The following is a 17,963-nucleotide window of genomic DNA, read 5'->3' on the forward strand; positions in this document are numbered from 1 at the left end:
ATTCTACATTCTACATTTTACATTCTTAATTTTAGATGTTTTAAAATCTAAAATTATGTAATATCAATTATCAATTATGCATTAAATTTAGGAGGTTTTTTAAAATGGAAAAGATTTTTGTAATTGGCGCAGGTACTATGGGCGCTGGAATAGTTCAAGCTTTCGCTCAAAAAGGATATGAAGTAATAGTTAGAGATATAAAGGATGAATTTGTTGAAAGAGGAATTAATGGAATCAACAAGGGATTATCTAAATTAGTTGCTAAAGGAAAGATGACTGAAGAAGATAAGGAAGCTATCCTTGGAAGAATTTCAGGAACTACAGATTTAACACTTGCTGAAGATTGTGATTTAGTAATTGAAGCAGCTGTAGAAAATATGGCGATTAAGAAGACTATATTTGCAGAGTTAGATGAAATATGTAAGGAATCTACAATTTTAGCTTCTAATACATCATCTTTATCAATAACAGAAGTTGCATCAGCAACAAAGAGACCTGATAAAGTTATTGGAATGCACTTCTTTAATCCAGCTCCAGTAATGAAGTTAGTTGAGATTATAAGAGGTATGGCAACATCACAAGAAACTTTTGATGCTATAAAGGAAGTTTCAGTTGCAATTGGAAAGGAACCAGTAGAAGTTGCTGAAGCTCCTGGATTTGTAGTTAATAGAATACTTATTCCTATGATTAATGAAGCATCATTCATTTTACAAGAAGGAATTGCTTCAGTAGAAGATATAGATACTTCAATGAAGTATGGTGCAAATCATCCAATGGGACCATTAGCTTTAGGAGATCTTATAGGATTAGATGTTTGCTTAGCTATTATGGACGTTTTATATAATGAAACAGGAGATACTAAGTATAGAGCAAGTAATCTATTAAGAAAATACGTAAGAGCTGGATATCTTGGAAGAAAAACTGGAAGAGGTTTTTACACTTACTAAAATAAAGATATATATTATTAAGAGAAGCTGTTGCAATAAAAGGCAACAGTTTTTTTTATTATCCTTTATAAGTAATAATTTATTCTTGATAATATAAATTATTATTTATAAATTTTATTAACTATATGATATAATTAGTTTTATATGATTAAGGAATAGTTTGTCAAAATTTAGGGGAAACCTAATGTATTATATAATATGAGGTGAAAATATGGATTTTAAAAACGTAAAGTTTGAAGAAGATAAAGTAATAATTGAAGGTGTAAGGAACTTTAACATAAAGCAAATATTAGAGTGTGGGCAATGTTTTAGATGGGATAAGATAACAGATGAGAATTATATAGTAGTGGCTTATGGAAGAGTAATTGAAGTAGTTCAAAATAATGATGAAGTTATAATATATAATTCAAATGAAGAAGATTTTAATAATATATGGCTTAATTATTTTGATTTAGAAAGAAATTATGATGATATTAAGGAAGTATTAGCAAAGGATGAGATATTAAGAAAAAGTGTTGAATTTGGATATGGTATTAGAATATTAAATCAAGATCCTTTTGAAATGCTTATAAGTTTCATAATATCTGCAAGAAATAGTATTCCGTCAATAAAGAAAACTGTTAAGAAGATATGTGAGAAATGGGGAGAAAGAATAGAATATAAGGGCGAAGTTTATTATACATTTCCAACTCCTAATGCTATAAAGGATGCTACTTTAGAGGAAATTCAAGGAACAGGTGCATCTTTTAGAAGTAAGTACATAGTTGATACAATAAAAAGAGTTAATGAAGCAATAGAAGTTAAAGAGGATATGGAAAAGAATCCAGGTAAATATGAAGAAAGACCAGAAATTCTTGATTTTGATTTAGATTATATAAAAGAATTAAGTGATGATGAATGTCATATAGCTTTACAAAAATTTATGGGAGTTGGAGCAAAAGTTGCAGATTGCATAATGTTATTTTCAATGGCTAAGCATTCATCGTTCCCTGTAGATGTATGGGTTAAAAGAGCTATGATTCATTTTTATGTAGCACCAGATATATCATTAAATAAAATGAGAGTTTTTGCAAGAGATAAGTTTGGAGCTTTATCTGGAATGGCTCAGCAATATCTTTTCTACTATGCGAGAGAAAATAAAATAGAAGTATAGTGCTGCTAGGGCAGGATGAAAGAATGAAAGAATTAAGGAATAAAAAGTGAAAATTAATGAGTAAATGAGATAGTGGTAAGTTTTGAATAAAAGAAAGCTTACTGCTATTTTTCTTATTAATAACTGGTATATCAATTTAAATAAATATGTAAATAAGAATATAGGGTATTTTATTAAAGGATTCTATACAGATTTATAGAATTAAGAAGTAAGAAGTAAGGGGGAGAGAGTATGGAAAGGATAGTAGAGATTTTGGATAAAATATATTATAAACTTGAAAGTATAGAAGGTAGGTTGGAAAATTTAGAAGAAAAGTTAGAGTGTGTAAATGATAATATAGAAGAAATAAAGAACAATGTTAATGATATAAGAGATATAGCAGATTCAATAGATACAAATATATCAGGAATAGAATCTGATGTAAGTTCTATAAATATAAGTATGCCATAGCTATAAAAATTATAATATTATTGGAAAGTAATTGTAATAAATTATATAATTATGGTATGGGATTCCTAATAATAAATAATTATAGCTTTTAGGTAGTAATAAATATACTAGAGGAATATCCCTAATACTTATAAATACAGGGGGAAAGAAAATGTATTATTTAGGAATTGATGGAGGCGGAACTAAGACAAAATACTTATTAGTTGATGATAATCTAATAAAAGTAGCAGAAGTAGATGGGCCAACTATTCACATTCATCAAGTTGGAATAGAAGGAATTAAGACTGAAATTATAGAAAATATTTCGAAGATATGTGATGCAGCAAATATAGCTATAGATGATATTGCATATGCATTTGCAGGAATCGCTGGTTATGGCGAAAGTGTAGATGATATGGACAAGATTGATAAAGCTTTCAAAGAAGTAATGAAAATTCCTTATTCAATAGATAATGATGCTGTTAATGGATGGGCCGGTGGTACAGCTTGCAAACCTGGGGTGAATATGGTTGCAGGAACAGGAAGCATAGCTTATGGAAGAAATTCAGATGGAAAACTAGCTAGATGTGGCGGTTTTGGACCAGGAATAGGTGATGACGGAAGCGCTTATTGGATTGCGTTAAGGACAATAAATGAATATACGAAACAAAAAGATGGAAGAAAAGAAAAGACAATATTAGTTGATATTTTAGAGAAGAAATATGGGATTACTTATATATATGAAATAGTTGATATAGTATTTAATAGGTTAAAATTTAATAGAACTGAAATTGCTAAATTCTCAATTATATGTTTCTTAGCAGCTGAGGCTGGATGCCCTGCATGTAAAGCAATCTTTAAAGAAGCAGCAGAAGCTATATTTTCCCATATAAAAACTATTTCTAAGGAATTAAACTTTACTGAAGAGTTTGTAGTTTCATATACTGGTGGAGTATTTAAGGCAGGAAAATATGTCTTAGAACCTCTAAAAGAGATGATTAATGAGTCAGGCTTAAAATGCTATTTACAAGAGCCGGCATTAGATCCGTGGAATGGTTCAGTATTGCTTGCTTATACGTTAGCAGGTAATATAGTTCCTGATAATGTAAAGGAGATATTAAAATAAGTATAGAATAATTTTGTCATAAACTGTTATATTTTGTTGAATGAATGTAACAGTTTATTTATTTAAAAAAATTTACAAAGATGATATAATACCAAAGGGTGATTTGGATGAGGGGTATAAGTTTTAATATTATTAATTTAATAATATTAGTATTTCTATTATTAATTATTATTCTACGGAAAAGAAAGAAAGAGGAAGTTGATCAAGAAGGATTAGATCAATTTAAAAATATATTTAATATTATTCCAATGATAGGGATGATGGAATTAACACTATTTCTATGTTTAAAATTTATTTTTAAAATTCACAAAGTAAATATATACTTTCTAGATACTATAGCTATTTCTATATGTGCTGTTCTTATAATAATAATTTCTGCACAGATAAGTAAAAAGATAATATTATTTATTAGAACTATGATTTTTTCAACAAAATATGGTGGAAGAAAATTAACAGATAAAGAAAGAGATGATATAAGTAATAGTAAGGAATCAAACTCTAAGCTATGGAACAGTATATTAACTTTTATTATATGTGGACTACTTTATAGCATCATGAATGCTTATATTTTTAATGAAAATGAGATAATATCAACATTAATAATATCTTTTGTTAGTACAATATTTTATTATTTTATATTTTAAAAACTTAAGTATTTAAGTTTTATTTTTTCATATATAATTGTTAGAAAATTTTTATTTTTATATTTTTGTTTTATGATATAATGAAAAAAGAAGATTAATGAGGTGAAATTAATGAGTGGAATAGTAGATAAAAGCTCTAGGACGCCCCTATATTTGCAACTTATGAATATTCTTATAGATATTATAGAAAATAATCTAAAAGAAAATGAACAAATACTTTCAGAAAGAGAGATTTGTGAGATTTATGATGTTAGTAGGACTACTGTTAGGCAGACTATGGACGAGCTTGAAAAAGAAGGATATATATATAAGATTCATGGGAAAGGAACTTTCGTTTCTCCTAAGAGGATGAATCAAGATTTAATTTCTTTTTATTCATTTACTGAAGAAATGAAGAAGTTAGGAAAGACGCCTAGTTCAGAAGTTACAGGATTCGAAATAGTACAGGCAGATGAAAAGTTAAGTTCAATTTTTAAAATAAATAATGAAGACTTACTATATAAGATATCTAGGATAAGAAAAGCAGATGGATTATCTATGATGTATGAAACTACTTATCTTCCTGTTACAAGATTTAAAGGAATAACAAAAGAGCAATTAGAAGAAAAGCCAATGTATGATATATTAGTGAAGAATTTTAATGTTAAAATAACATCAGCAGAAGAATATTTTATGCCTATTTTAACTAATAAGTTAGAGAGTATTTACTTAGATATTAAAGAAGGTTCTCCGAGTTTACAAATCGAGAGACTGACATATGAAAGTACGACTGTGCTTGAATATACATTAAGTGTTGCGAGGGGAGATAAATTTAAGTATAGGGTAAAACTTAATAATAGCTAAAAAAAATAAAATTTTTTTAACTCAACTGGTAATGACGACATTATCAGTTTGAAAATATTTAAATTAATAATGGGCTTTAATATCTTAATATATATTTATAAAACATATAAATATATAGATTACAGAAATTATATTAAACATATTACAAATGAAGAGTTATTTAGAAAAATATAATATATTTAATAGGAGTGGAAGTAATATGAAGATATTATCAACAAGAGAAATGCTAAAAAAAGCTCAAAGAGAGGGGTACGCAGTACCAGCTTTCAATATTCATAATCTAGAAACTTTACAAGTAGTCGTAGAAACAGCGGGGAAATTAGAATCTCCAGTAATATTAGCAGGAACTCCATCAACTATTGCATATGCAGGTGGAGAATTTATAGTATCCATGGCAGAAGTAGCAGTTAATAAATATAATATTCCTATTGCAATTCATTTAGATCATTTTGAAGAAATAGATGATATAAAACATTTTATTGATTTAGGATTTAGCTCAGCTATGATAGATGCCTCACATTTACCCTTTGAAGAAAATATATCTATAGTAAAAGAAGTAGTTGCTTATGCTCATAAATATGATGTAACAGTAGAAGCAGAGCTAGGTAGATTAGGTGGACAAGAAGATGACTTAATAGTAGATGAAAAGGACACAAAATATACTAATCCAAAACAAGCTAGAGAATATGTAGAAAGAACAGGAATAGATTCATTGGCAGTGGCAATAGGAACAGCTCATGGGCTATATAAGGGAGTAGCAAAACTAGACTTTGATAGATTAAAAGAAATAAGAGACATGGTAGATGTACCTCTTGTATTACATGGAGCATCAGATATACCAGATAAATTAGTTAAAAAAGCAATTTCACTTGGCATATGTAAAGTAAATGTAGCAACAGATTTAAAGATTCCATTTTCAGATGCAGTAAAGAAATACTTTATAGAAAACCCAGATGCTAATGATCCTAGAAAATACATGGCTCCTGGAAAAGAAGTGATGAAGAAAGTAGTTGAACACAAGATTTTAGTCTGTGGAAGTAATGGAAAAGCCTAATAAAGTTTAATATATAAATTAATTAACTCTGAAAACTCCGTAAAAGGAGTTTTTTTCTATATTTCTACATCTTTTATTGTTAATTTTACAATTTGCTGCATATTCTCTATAATTATATAAGGAGGTGTAGTTTTCAGAATATTCAAAATTAAATATAATGGAATAAATTAACTGATATAATAATATTGGGGGTATTGGTTAAAAGTATTTATATAGGAGGATTTTGGTATGTTTCAATTTGAGACTCAGTTAAAGAAACTTAAACATGAAGTTTTAACAGAAGTTGCAAAATTAGCTAAAAATGAAAATTTATCTACTGAATCAATAGAAAAGATTCCTTATGAAATAATTAAAGGGGACAAGGCTATGTATAGATGCTGCGTTTATAAGGAAAGAGCTATTGTTTTAGAAAGAGCAAAGCTTGCCGCAGGGTATCTAGCAAATGGAGATAATATTGATGATGAGTTTGTGGATATTAGAGAAGAAGATCAAATAATATATGTTATTGAGGCAGCTTGTGATAGATGTCCAATTAATAAATTCAGTGTAACAGATTCATGCAGAGGTTGCTTAGCACATAAATGTGACGAAGCATGTAACTTTGGAGCAATTACTTATGTAGCTGGTAGAGCATATATTAATCAAGAACTTTGTAAAGAGTGTGGAATGTGCAAAAAAGCTTGCCCTTATGATGCTATAGCAGAAGTAATGAGACCTTGTAAGAGAGTTTGTCCTACAGGAGCATTAGATATAAATGAAAATGATAGAAGAGCTATTATAAAAGAAGAAATTTGTGTTAACTGTGGTAGTTGTATGACAGCTTGTCCTTTTGGAGCTATATCTGATAAGAGTTTAATAGTTCCAGTAGCAAAGAGACTTGCAAGAGGAAGAAAAATGCATGCTATTGTTGCTCCAGCAATTGCAGGACAGTTTGGGCCTAAAGTTAGTTATGGAAAAATTAAAAATGCTATCAAAAAATTAGGCTTTGAAGATATGTTAGAGGCAGCATGTGGAGCGGATGCAGTAACTGTACATGAAAGTAATGAATTTGTAGAAAGAATGGAAAATGGAGATAAGTACATGACTAACTCTTGTTGTCCAGGATTCTTAAATTATATAGAAAAAACTATGCCATCAGAAATAGAAAAAGTTTCTGGCACAGTATCACCAATGATAGCAACAGCTAGATACATTAAGAGTATTGACCCAGATTCTAAGGTTGTATTTATAGGACCTTGTACTGCAAAGAAAAATGAAGCGGTTAGAAAGTCTGTAAAGGGTGCTGTAGATTATGTACTAACATTTGAAGAACTTTTAGCTTTATTTAGTGCTTTCGAAATAGATGTAGAAGAATGTGAAGAGGAAGTAGTTGATGAAGCATCAATTTATGGAAGAGGATTTGGAGCTCATGGAGGGTTAACAGCAGCTATTGAAAACTATATTAGAAGTCAAGGTTTAGAAGTTAGCTTTACTCCAGTAAAAGTTTCTGGTGGAATTGAAATAAAGAAAGCTATGACTATGGCTAAGGTTGGAAGATTACAAGGTAACTTTATTGAGGGAATGATGTGTGAAGGTGGATGTATAAATGGAGCAGGAACTATATCTACCCCATTTAAATCAAAAACAACATTTAACAAGATAAATGCCCAAGCATCTAGAAAATCGGTTATGGATAATGAAAAAATAAAAGAATATGAAAGTATTGATTTAGAAAGAAGATAGTGTAATGTGATAAAGCACAGTGAGAATGTAAGTTATTGTGGCAAAACATTCTCACTTTTTATACTATCTTACTTGTTACTAATTGGAGTAATAATGTATAAGTTAATTAAAAGTATTAGAAGTGATTTATCTAAGGTACTCCTATTAACGTTGATAGGATATTTAGTACAATCATTTTTTAATATTAGCGTAGTAATGGTAGCGCCGATTTTTTGGATATTTTTAGGCGTTTGTGCCAAAGAAAAAGATAGTAGATTATATAGATAGATTTGGTAATAACATATATAATAATTGGAAATAGTAATAATAGTTCAAATTACTTATATAAAGTTATTTAGTATAAACATAATTATATATTATGGTAATTATTTTATAGCATGATTTTAGCGTGAAAAAAGCAGTCATAAGTATTGATAATACACATATAATAAAAGGGTCTATAAAATAAAGAAAATAGATATAAATTTAAGAAAATAGAAAATAATTCATGTAAAATGGTAATATTTATTAATTTTAGAGGAAAAATATAAAGATTACAGTTTGAAAAATGCATATTAAAATATTATTATAAACTTGTTAGCACTAATTGATGATGAGTGCTAATATAAAAGGGTAATAATTTTAGTTATATAATAGGAGGGATTTTTTTATGAATATCAAACCACTAGCAGATAGAGTAGTAATTAAAAAATTAGAAGCAGAGGAAACTACTAAAAGTGGAATAGTTTTAACAGGTACTGCAAAGGAAAGACCACAAGAAGCTGAAGTTGTTGCTGTTGGACCAGGAGCTATTGTAGATGGAAATAGAATAGCAATGGAAGTAAAAGTGGGTGATAAGGTACTTTATTCAAAATACGCAGGAACTGATGTTAAGGTTGATGGCGAAGAGTACACTATTTTAAAACAAGATGATATTTTAGCAATAGTTGAATAAGGGAGGAATAAATTATGGCAAAGATGATTAAATTTAGCGAAGATGCTAGAAGAGCAATGCAAGTTGGTGTTGATACATTAGCTGATACTGTTAAAGTTACATTAGGACCAAAAGGAAGAAATGTTGTATTAGATAAGAAGTTTGGAGCACCTTTAATAACTAATGATGGTGTTTCAATTGCAAGAGAAATAGAATTAGAAGATCCATATGAAAATATGGGAGCTCAATTAGTTAAAGAAGTTGCAACAAAAACTAATGATGTAGCAGGGGATGGTACTACTACAGCAACTTTATTAGCACAAGCAATAATTAGAGAAGGATTAAAGAATGTTACAGCAGGAGCTAACCCAATATTAATTAGAAATGGTATTAAGATGGCTGTTGATAAGGCTGTTGATGAAATTAAGAAAATCTCTAAACCTGTTAATGGAAAAGAAGACATTGCAAGAGTAGCAGCAATTTCTGCATCAGATGAAGAAGTTGGTAAATTAATATCTGATGCTATGGAAAAAGTAGGTAACGAAGGTGTTATCACTGTTGAAGAATCAAAATCAATGGGAACTGAACTAGATGTAGTTGAAGGTATGCAATTTGATAGAGGATATGTATCAGCTTATATGGTGACAGATACAGAAAAAATGGAAGCTGTATTAGACAATCCACTTATATTAATAGCAGATAAGAAAATTTCAAATATACAAGAATTACTTCCAATATTAGAGCAAATAGTTCAACAAGGTAGAAAATTACTTATTATAGCAGAAGATGTTGAAGGCGATGCAATGACTACATTAATAGTTAATAAGTTAAAAGGAACTTTCACATGTGTAGCTGTAAAGGCACCAGGATTCGGAGATAGAAGAAAAGAAATGCTTCAAGATATAGCTATATTAACAGGTGGTACAGTTATATCAGAAGAGCTTGGTATAGACATAAAAGAAGTAACTTTAGATATGCTTGGAAAATGTGAAAGTGTAAAAGTTACTAAAGAAAATACTACTATAGTTAATGGAAAAGGAAGTAGTGAAGCTATTAAAGAAAGAGTTTCTCAAATAAAAGCTCAAATAGAAGAAACTACTTCAGAATTTGATAAAGAAAAATTAACTGAAAGATTAGCAAAACTTGCTGGTGGAGTTGCAGTAATTAAAGTAGGTGCTGCTACAGAAACAGAATTAAAAGAAAAGAAATTAAGAATAGAAGATGCTTTAGCAGCTACAAAGGCAGCTGTTGAAGAAGGTATAGTTCCAGGTGGTGGAGCTGCTTATGCTAATATTATAAGTGAAGTAAATACAGTAACTTCAGATATACCAGACACTCAAGTTGGTATCAATATTATAGTAAGAGCATTAGAAGAACCAATGAGACAAATAGCAACTAATGCTGGTCTTGAAGGCTCAGTTATTATTGAGCATGTAAAGGGATGTGAAGCAGGAGTTGGTTATGATGCTTTAAGAAATGAATATGTAAATATGATTAAAGCTGGTATAGTTGATCCGACTAAGGTTACAAGATCAGCACTTCAAAATGCTGCATCAGTAGCATCTACATTCTTAACTACAGAAGCTGCTGTTGTTGATATTCCTCAAAAAGATAACCCAATGGCAGGAGCACCAGGAATGGGAATGGATGGAATGTATTAAAATTAAATAAATTAGTAAAAGTTGTAACAAACTATAGTTTGTTACAGCTTTTTTATTTGAACTGAGATATAATATATTGATATGTATTTCACAATATTTTATAATGAAAAAAACGGATAAAATTGAGGGAGCTTATGAAAAGTCAAAGTAAAAGTAAAAGAGAAAAAATTATTAAAATACAGAAAAGATTAATTGCAATTATATCAGTAATACTTGCAATAACATTAATTATTAGTTTTAATAATTATAAAAAGACAACAAAAAAAATAGAAATAAAGGAATCAGCGAGAGAATTAATTTTAACTGCTGAAGTTGTAGAAATTAATGAAGGCATAAAGTTTGATAATTCTGATACAATAGCTGATATAAAAAATGAGGGCGGAGATAAGTTAGAAGCAATAAAAAAATATAAAGACATAGATACTTTCAATAAAATAGAAGTTTTAACTTTAGAAGATGCAAAAAAAATAATAAATAATGAAGTGGATTTTATAATAAATAAAGAAGGAAAATTTTTGAGAATAGAAATAAATAATTAAATTATAAGTAATCCCAATGATGATATATAAATATCGAATATTTTCAATAAGTATATGATTATATTCGATATTTTCTTGTTTTTATACTGAAATAATATATTGAATTGAAAAAATAAATAATGGGTAATATTTCAAGAATATTATTTGGATTATAAAACACCATATATAATGAGGAGATAAAATGACTTTATTGGGTTTAGAATAGTAATTTATAAATATTGGGAGGTTATTATGGGGGTATTTATATTAATAATTGGACTATGCATAGGAAGTTTTTTAAATGTATGTATTTATAGAATTCCTAGAGAAGAGTCAATAGTTTTTCCACCATCGCATTGTACAAGTTGTGGGTATGAACTTAAGGCTACAGATCTTATTCCAGTAATAAGTTATTTGTTTTTGAAAGGAGGGTGTAGAAAGTGTAAACAAAGTATATCTATAAAATATCCACTAGTTGAGATTCTAAATGGAGTACTTTATTTATTAATGTATTTAAAATTTGGAATGAGTTTAAATTTTATATTTTATAGTTTTTTAGTTTCATTGTTAATAGTAATTTCTTATATAGATTTAGAAAGCAAATATATATATTTATCTACTATAATATTCGGTGTAATTCTTGCTTCCATTTATATAGGAGTAGGATTACTTACTAAACAGATAAGCATAGTTGATAATATTATAGGTGGGATTATAGGATATTTAATAATATATCTAATAGTAATAATTACAAATGGTATGGGACAAGGTGATGCAGAAATTGCTGGAGTTTGTGGATTATTTATAGGAATTAAAGGAATTTTAGTTAGTTTATTTATAGCAATAGTATTAGGCGGATTAGTAGCATCAATAATATTATTATTAAAGTTAAAGGAGAAAAAATCAGAAATTGCATTTGGGCCATATATAGCTATTGGTACTGTAATTTACATCTTAATTGGGAAGGAATTATTGTCGATATATTTACAGTTTTTTCTATAAAGTGTAAATTAAACTTAAATTCAAATTAGACTTGAAAATGACTAAAGTCTATATTAATATTATTATGATTAAGAAAATAAACAAAAAAAGGAAATTTTTCAATAAATGAAATTAAAGTTTGTTTTAAATCAGGAGGCAGAGCTATGGCAATAGTTCAAAAGAAAAGGCTTGGAGATATTTTAGTAATGGCAGAAAAAATTACTCCATTTCAGTTACAAAATGCCCTAAAGACACAAAAGCTTTTAGGGAAAAAATTAGGTGAAGTTTTAATAGAAAGTGGAATTGTTTCAGAAGAAGACATTATAGATGCCATAGAGACTCAAACTGGAATAAGGAAAATTGATTTAAACAATGTTGATTTTGATAAAAGAGCCATTAAAATAGTGCCTCAGAATCTTTGTAATAAATATAGTTTAATACCACTAGGATTTGAAGAAGAAAAAATAATGATAGCGCTTGCAGATCCATTAAATATTTTTGCAATAGATGATATTTCAATATCAACAGGTTTAGGTGTTAAGACATTTATTGCACCTAAAAAAGATATAAATAAATTTGTTCAAATAAACTATAGTAGCGAAGAAGTAAATAAAGCAGCAGAAGAATTAGTGAAAGAAACTTTAGAGGCAAGAAGTATATCATTAGATGCAGAAGAACCAGATGATGTAAAAAATGCTCCTGTTGTTAAGATGATAGAGTATTTATTTAGAAATTCAATTGAGATGAGAGCATCAGATATACATATTGAACCTTATGAGAAAGAAATAAGAATAAGATATAGAATTGATGGAGAGCTAACAACTATCAATACGCTTGGTATAGAGAGTTTAGCACCATTAATAACTAGAATAAAAATACTTGCAAATTTAAATATAGCAGAAAAAAGAATACCACAAGATGGAAGAATAATAACTAAAGTTGGAAATACTGATGTAGATCTTAGAGTATCTATTTTACCTACTGTAAATGGAGAAAAGGTAGTAATAAGAATACTAAACAGAGATAATTATAAGCTTGGCAAAGAGAGATTAGGATTAAGTAAAGAAAATCTTGAAAAGCTAGAAAATATAGTGTCTAGTCCTCATGGAATAGTCCTTGTTACTGGTCCTACAGGAAGTGGGAAATCAACAACTCTCTATACAATTTTAAGTGAACTTAATTCAAGTAATGTAAATATAGTTACAATAGAAGATCCGGTAGAATATACACTTAATGGAGTTAATCAAGTGAATGTAAATACTAAAGCTGGACTAACTTTTGCAAATGGACTTAGAAGTATTTTAAGACAAGACCCAGATATAGTTATGATAGGAGAAATAAGAGATGAGGAAACTGCACAAATAGCAATAAAAGCTGCTATCACAGGGCATTTAGTTTTAAGTACATTACATACTAACGATGCTCCATCAACTATGACTAGGTTAGTTGATATGGGAGTTGAACCATACTTAGTAGCAACTTCAATTTCTGGAATAATAGCTCAAAGATTAGTAAAGAAGATATGTAGTAATTGTAAAGAGGAATATGAGGCTTCGTATTACGAAAAAAGTGCATTTAATATATCTAATAATACTGAATTGAAATTATATAGAGGTAGAGGGTGCGGTCATTGCAATAATACAGGATATAATGGACGAATAGGTGTGTATGAAATAATGGAAATAACAAGAGAGCACAGAGATGCAATAAATAGGACCAGAGATTCAAATGTTTTAAAAGATATATCTGTAAAACATGGAATGACAACTCTTGCAGAGGAGTGTAAAAAAATGGTTTTAGATGGTACTACTACTATCGAGGAGCTTGCAACTATAACTTTATTAAGGGATATATAAGGGGTGATTAGAAGTTATGAAAAGTTTTAAATATAGAGCTATGAAAAATGATGGAACTAAGAAAGAAGGAAAATTTGAAGCTAGCTCAAGAGATGATGTAATAAATATGATAACTTCAAGTGGATATTATCCCTTAATGGTTGAAGAAATAATTGAAAGTAAACAAATTGATTTTAAATTCTTTGAAAGGGTAACAACAAAGGATCTAGCGATTTTTTGTAGACAATTCTACACTATGCTAGATGCTGGAGTTACTATAACGAATTGTTTGAATATTTTATCAAATGAGATTCCTAATAAAAAGTTAAGAGAGCTTTTATCTATAATTGAAGATGATGTTAAAAAGGGAGAGCTTTTATCAGAATCAATGGCAAAGCATAAAAAATATTTCCCACAGCTTTTAATAAGCATGGTAGAAGCTGGGGAAGTGAGCGGAAATATCGATGAAATGATGCTTAGAATGTCAGTGCATTTTGAAAAAGAAAATAAGATTAATAATAAGGTTAAATCTGCTATGACATATCCAAGTATATTAAGTTTAGTTGCCGTTGTAGCAGTTGTTTTCATAATGGTATTTGTAATGCCTACATTCGTAGGAATGTTTGAAGGCGAAGGGGTAGAACTTCCTTTAGTAACAAAAATTATGCTTGGAACAAGTAAGTTTTTAAGTAGTAACTTAATCCTTATATTAATAGCTATAACTATTTTAGTTATACTATTTAATATTTATAAAAAAAGTCCAAATGGAATAGTTAATATAAGCAGCTTAAAACTAAGACTCCCTATAATAGGAGCTTTGAATAAGAAGATAATTGTTTCAAGATTTACAAGAACTTTATCTACACTATTAGCATCAGGTGTATCTTTAGTACAAGCGTTGCCAACAGTTGCAGGAGTTCTAGAAAATAAAGTAGCTGAAGATGCAATCCTAAAAATAAGAGAAAGAGTTATAAGAGGAGATGGACTAAGCGATCCAATAAGAGAAAATGATATCTTCCCTAAAATGCTATCTTCAATGATAAAAATAGGAGAAGAATCAGGTTCCTTAGATGATATCCTAAACAAAACAGCAGACTTCTACGATGATGAAGTTGAACAAGCAATTCAAACAACTACTTCATTAATAGAACCATTACTAATAGTAATAATGGGATTAGTTATCGGAGGAATAATTATTTCAATTATGCTGCCGATGTTCAACATGTACACAGAAATGTAATATTTTTGCAAAAATAAAAGCACGATAACTAGATATGTTCCATAAGCAGAAATAACTGCACGAAGAAGTACTAGGCTTGGAAAAACTACTAAGCCAAGAGTTTTGGTTAACTCGCGTCGCTCAAACAAACCAACAACACTAAGGCTTAGCAGTTTATCCTTCACCAAGTACTTCTAACTGCTCGTTATATGCTTATTTCACATATTCCAGTTATCTTTGCTAATTTATATTTAGCGCTAAAAATATTTTATATATTCAAATAGCAAAGGTGAAAAATCTCTTAAAGATTTAAACTTTCACTATTCACTCTTACTTCTTCACTTTTACCTATTTTGCGTAGCAAAATAAAACAGTTTATATTTTTAAAATTAATATAAAGAAAATAAATAACAAAAATCAAGGAGGAATTATTTATGGTTAAGAATTTAAAAAACAAGAAAAAAAAGAAAGGTTTTACACTTATCGAATTAATTATCGTTATAGCAATTATAGCAATCCTAGCAGCAATAGCTATTCCTAAATTTGGAGACGTTAGAAAAAAAGCTAATATAAGTGCTGATATAGCAAATGCTAAGCAAATACAAGGTGCAGTTTCAATGGTAATAGCAGATGGGGTTGAATTGCCACCTACTGGAGGAGCTACTTTTGTTTTTGATGGTGAAACTAAGACAAGTGATACTGATTCTACAAAGATAGAAGAAGCTATAAAAAATCAATTACAAGGATCTACTCCTAAGATTAAGGGAGCAACAAATAATGGGGGCTATTTTACTGTAGAGGTTACTAAAGACGGTCAAACAACTGTAAAAACAGCAAAAGATGGAACTGTAATTTATCCAAATGGAACAGGTGATTACGCTCAATAATAAAAATTAGTCAATGCAAAATGCAGATAAATCTGCATTTTGCTAATAAATTTTTCAAGTAATATTTATATAAAATGATTAATTATATCTTTAAAAAAGTGATTTATAAAAATCACTAATTTCTAAAGAGTTTAATAATCAATTATTTCATTTTTTTATTTCAATTTTGCGTTAGCAAAAGTGAAGATTCATTATTTAATTTCATAAACTCCGAAGGAGTTTTTACATTAATTCTACATTCTACATTTTACATTTTACATTTTTGTCGGGGGTGATTCAATGCCAATTAACTTATCTAAATTAAAAGAAATAAGTAGCATGGATGTAAAAGATATAGGAAAGCTTTTTAAGAAGGAAAAATCTGAGGATTTGAATTCTTCTTATAAGGTAATTAAAGCTGAAAAAAAACAGAAGCTTAGAGAAAAATCTAAGACTGTATTATCTATAGATTTAGGAACGAATTCTATAAAATTAGTAGAAGGAAGATTTCAAAAGAATAGGCTTAATATAAATAAGGCTATTCAAATACCAACGCCAGAAGGATGTATAGCTGATGGAAAGATACTTAATACACAAGCTGTAGTCGATGTATTGGATTTTTTAATAAAACAAAATAGTCTAAAGACTAAGGATATAATTTTTACAACTAACTCATCTTCAATAATAAATAGGGATATTTTAATACCTGTAGTAGAAGATGATGAAATGGAAACTGTAATTAGGTATGAAATACAACAATACTTACCTATAAATTTAGATGATTACATAATTCAATTTGTAGTTTTGGATGAAATTGTTGATGATTCAGGTGTAAAGCTTAAGGTAAATGTAACATCATTTCCAGAGAAAATGGCTTATTCCTATTATCATGTAATAAATACCTTGGAGTTAAATCCATATGCATTAGATGTGGCTTATAATTCAGTGAATAAAATAGCTAATTATTCTGATTATGCAGCAAATAACGGAGAAATAATGGGAGGTACTGTTGCTTTTGTTGATATGGGAGCAACCTCTATAAACGTGGCAATATTTAAAAATGGCAAATTAGATTTTACAAGAATGATAAAGTCTGGTGGAGATAATATAGATTATGCCCTAAGCCAAAGCATAGATATGTCAATAAAATCAACAGAATCTATGAAAATTAAAGAAGGAAATCTTTTGAATTACAAAGAAGATGATACTTTAAATCTAACCATAAAAGAAGCTGTTGACGAAATATTAGAAGAATTAGAGAGAATACTTCAATTCTATAGTAATAAATCAAATACAACCATAGATAAGATTTATATTTATGGAGGCCTAGCAAACTTAAATAATATAAATTTATATATGAAAAACAGATTATTAATGGACGTAGTTAGAATAGATGAAATAAGAAATATTGATATAACATCAAATGATTTAAGAAGTGAAGAACTTGGACAGTATTTAAATGCCATAGGGGCAATTATAAGATTATAAGGAGGACATTTTTATATGATAAAAGATATGAACTTTTTTGCACCTTATCAAGGTCAGAAAAAAGAGCAAAAAAATAAAAATATTTATGTTTACTCCTTAGTAGGATTTTTATCAGTAGTTGTAGTTGGAAGCTTGGCTTGGAATAGTGTAAATATTATTTTAGTAAATAATAAGATAAAAACTTATAATGAAAAGTTAGAAGAAAAAGTAATAAAAGAAAAATTAGCTAAGTGGGATGATATAAGCAAAAAGAATAGTATTCTAACAAGATATGATAATGAATTAAGTAATATAGTAGATTCATTAAATACTAGAGAAGTTGTAACTACAGAAATATTGGACAAATTAAGTTCTACCTTACCAACAGAGGTAACTTTTAATAGCATAAGCATAACTAATACAGAAATTTCTATACAAGCTGTCTCAACAAGTAGAGTAGCCATAGGCGAAATAGAACATAATTTAAAGAATTTAAATAATGTACAAGATGTGTATATTGGTGGAATATCAGGGGATGAAAATTATACCTTTGATATAAAATGTGTATTAAAGGATGTTGAGTAG

At 28.6% G+C, this 17,963-nt stretch carries 18 protein-coding genes; all 18 read left to right on the forward strand.

The features are described from left to right. Positions 1-104 precede the first annotated feature (104 nt). Positions 105-947 (forward strand): 3-hydroxybutyryl-CoA dehydrogenase, encoded by an 843-nt coding sequence (locus QK892_RS00715; protein ID WP_317271597.1) that lies wholly within the window; start codon positions 105-107, stop codon positions 945-947. Positions 948-1,158: 211 nt separating this feature from the next. Next, positions 1,159-2,100, forward strand: coding sequence for a DNA-3-methyladenine glycosylase family protein (locus QK892_RS00720; RefSeq protein ID WP_317271598.1), 942 nt, complete (start codon positions 1,159-1,161; stop codon positions 2,098-2,100). 231 nt (positions 2,101-2,331) lie between these two features. Beyond that, the gene (locus QK892_RS00725) at positions 2,332-2,550 is read left to right on the forward strand and encodes a hypothetical protein (protein WP_317271599.1); all 219 of its coding nucleotides are present in this window, start codon (positions 2,332-2,334) and stop codon (positions 2,548-2,550) included. A 151-nt stretch (positions 2,551-2,701) separates the two neighbouring features. Continuing rightward, the gene (locus QK892_RS00730) at positions 2,702-3,655 is read left to right on the forward strand and encodes an N-acetylglucosamine kinase (RefSeq protein WP_317271600.1); all 954 of its coding nucleotides are present in this window, start codon (positions 2,702-2,704) and stop codon (positions 3,653-3,655) included. Between the two features lie 107 nt (positions 3,656-3,762). Further along, positions 3,763-4,299 carry a hypothetical protein gene (locus QK892_RS00735; protein ID WP_317271601.1) on the forward strand — a complete coding sequence of 179 codons (537 nt, stop codon included), beginning with the start codon at positions 3,763-3,765 and terminating at the stop codon, positions 4,297-4,299. Between the two features lie 111 nt (positions 4,300-4,410). Continuing rightward, positions 4,411-5,142, forward strand: coding sequence for a GntR family transcriptional regulator (locus tag QK892_RS00740; protein WP_317271602.1), 732 nt, complete (start codon positions 4,411-4,413; stop codon positions 5,140-5,142). Between the two features lie 199 nt (positions 5,143-5,341). Next, complete coding sequence (locus QK892_RS00745; protein WP_317271603.1) at positions 5,342-6,196, forward strand: tagatose bisphosphate family class II aldolase; 855 nt, start codon at positions 5,342-5,344, stop codon at positions 6,194-6,196. Positions 6,197-6,424: 228 nt separating this feature from the next. Next, positions 6,425-7,918: a 4Fe-4S dicluster domain-containing protein gene (locus QK892_RS00750; RefSeq protein WP_317271604.1), complete on the forward strand. Its 1,494-nt coding sequence runs from the start codon at positions 6,425-6,427 to the stop codon at positions 7,916-7,918. 93 nt (positions 7,919-8,011) lie between these two features. Next, positions 8,012-8,185, forward strand: a complete 174-nt coding sequence (locus QK892_RS00755; RefSeq protein WP_317271605.1) for a hypothetical protein — start codon at positions 8,012-8,014, stop codon at positions 8,183-8,185. Positions 8,186-8,567: 382 nt separating this feature from the next. After that, entirely contained in the window at positions 8,568-8,852 is a 285-nt protein-coding gene (groES, locus tag QK892_RS00760; protein WP_317271606.1) for a co-chaperone GroES, read from the forward strand. 14 nt (positions 8,853-8,866) lie between these two features. Then, positions 8,867-10,492 (forward strand): chaperonin GroEL, encoded by a 1,626-nt coding sequence (gene groL / locus QK892_RS00765; RefSeq protein WP_317271607.1) that lies wholly within the window; start codon positions 8,867-8,869, stop codon positions 10,490-10,492. Positions 10,493-10,626: 134 nt separating this feature from the next. Further along, positions 10,627-11,031 carry a type II secretion system protein gene (locus QK892_RS00770; protein ID WP_317271608.1) on the forward strand — a complete coding sequence of 135 codons (405 nt, stop codon included), beginning with the start codon at positions 10,627-10,629 and terminating at the stop codon, positions 11,029-11,031. Between the two features lie 231 nt (positions 11,032-11,262). Continuing rightward, complete coding sequence (locus QK892_RS00775) at positions 11,263-12,012, forward strand: prepilin peptidase (protein ID WP_317271609.1); 750 nt, start codon at positions 11,263-11,265, stop codon at positions 12,010-12,012. Positions 12,013-12,155: 143 nt separating this feature from the next. After that, positions 12,156-13,847: a GspE/PulE family protein gene (locus tag QK892_RS00780; protein ID WP_317271610.1), complete on the forward strand. Its 1,692-nt coding sequence runs from the start codon at positions 12,156-12,158 to the stop codon at positions 13,845-13,847. 16 nt (positions 13,848-13,863) lie between these two features. Next, a complete protein-coding gene (locus QK892_RS00785; protein WP_317271611.1) occupies positions 13,864-15,066 on the forward strand; it encodes a type II secretion system F family protein in 1,203 nt (400 codons plus the stop codon). 413 nt (positions 15,067-15,479) lie between these two features. Beyond that, a complete protein-coding gene (locus QK892_RS00790) occupies positions 15,480-15,932 on the forward strand; it encodes a prepilin-type N-terminal cleavage/methylation domain-containing protein (RefSeq protein WP_317271612.1) in 453 nt (150 codons plus the stop codon). Positions 15,933-16,211: 279 nt separating this feature from the next. Continuing rightward, positions 16,212-17,399 (forward strand): type IV pilus assembly protein PilM, encoded by a 1,188-nt coding sequence (gene pilM, locus QK892_RS00795; protein WP_317271613.1) that lies wholly within the window; start codon positions 16,212-16,214, stop codon positions 17,397-17,399. A 15-nt stretch (positions 17,400-17,414) separates the two neighbouring features. Beyond that, entirely contained in the window at positions 17,415-17,963 is a 549-nt protein-coding gene (locus QK892_RS00800; RefSeq protein ID WP_317271614.1) for a PilN domain-containing protein, read from the forward strand.

Origin of the sequence: Clostridium lamae (assembly GCF_033043255.1) — a bacterium.
Lineage (GTDB): Bacteria > Bacillota > Clostridia > Clostridiales > Clostridiaceae > Clostridium > Clostridium lamae.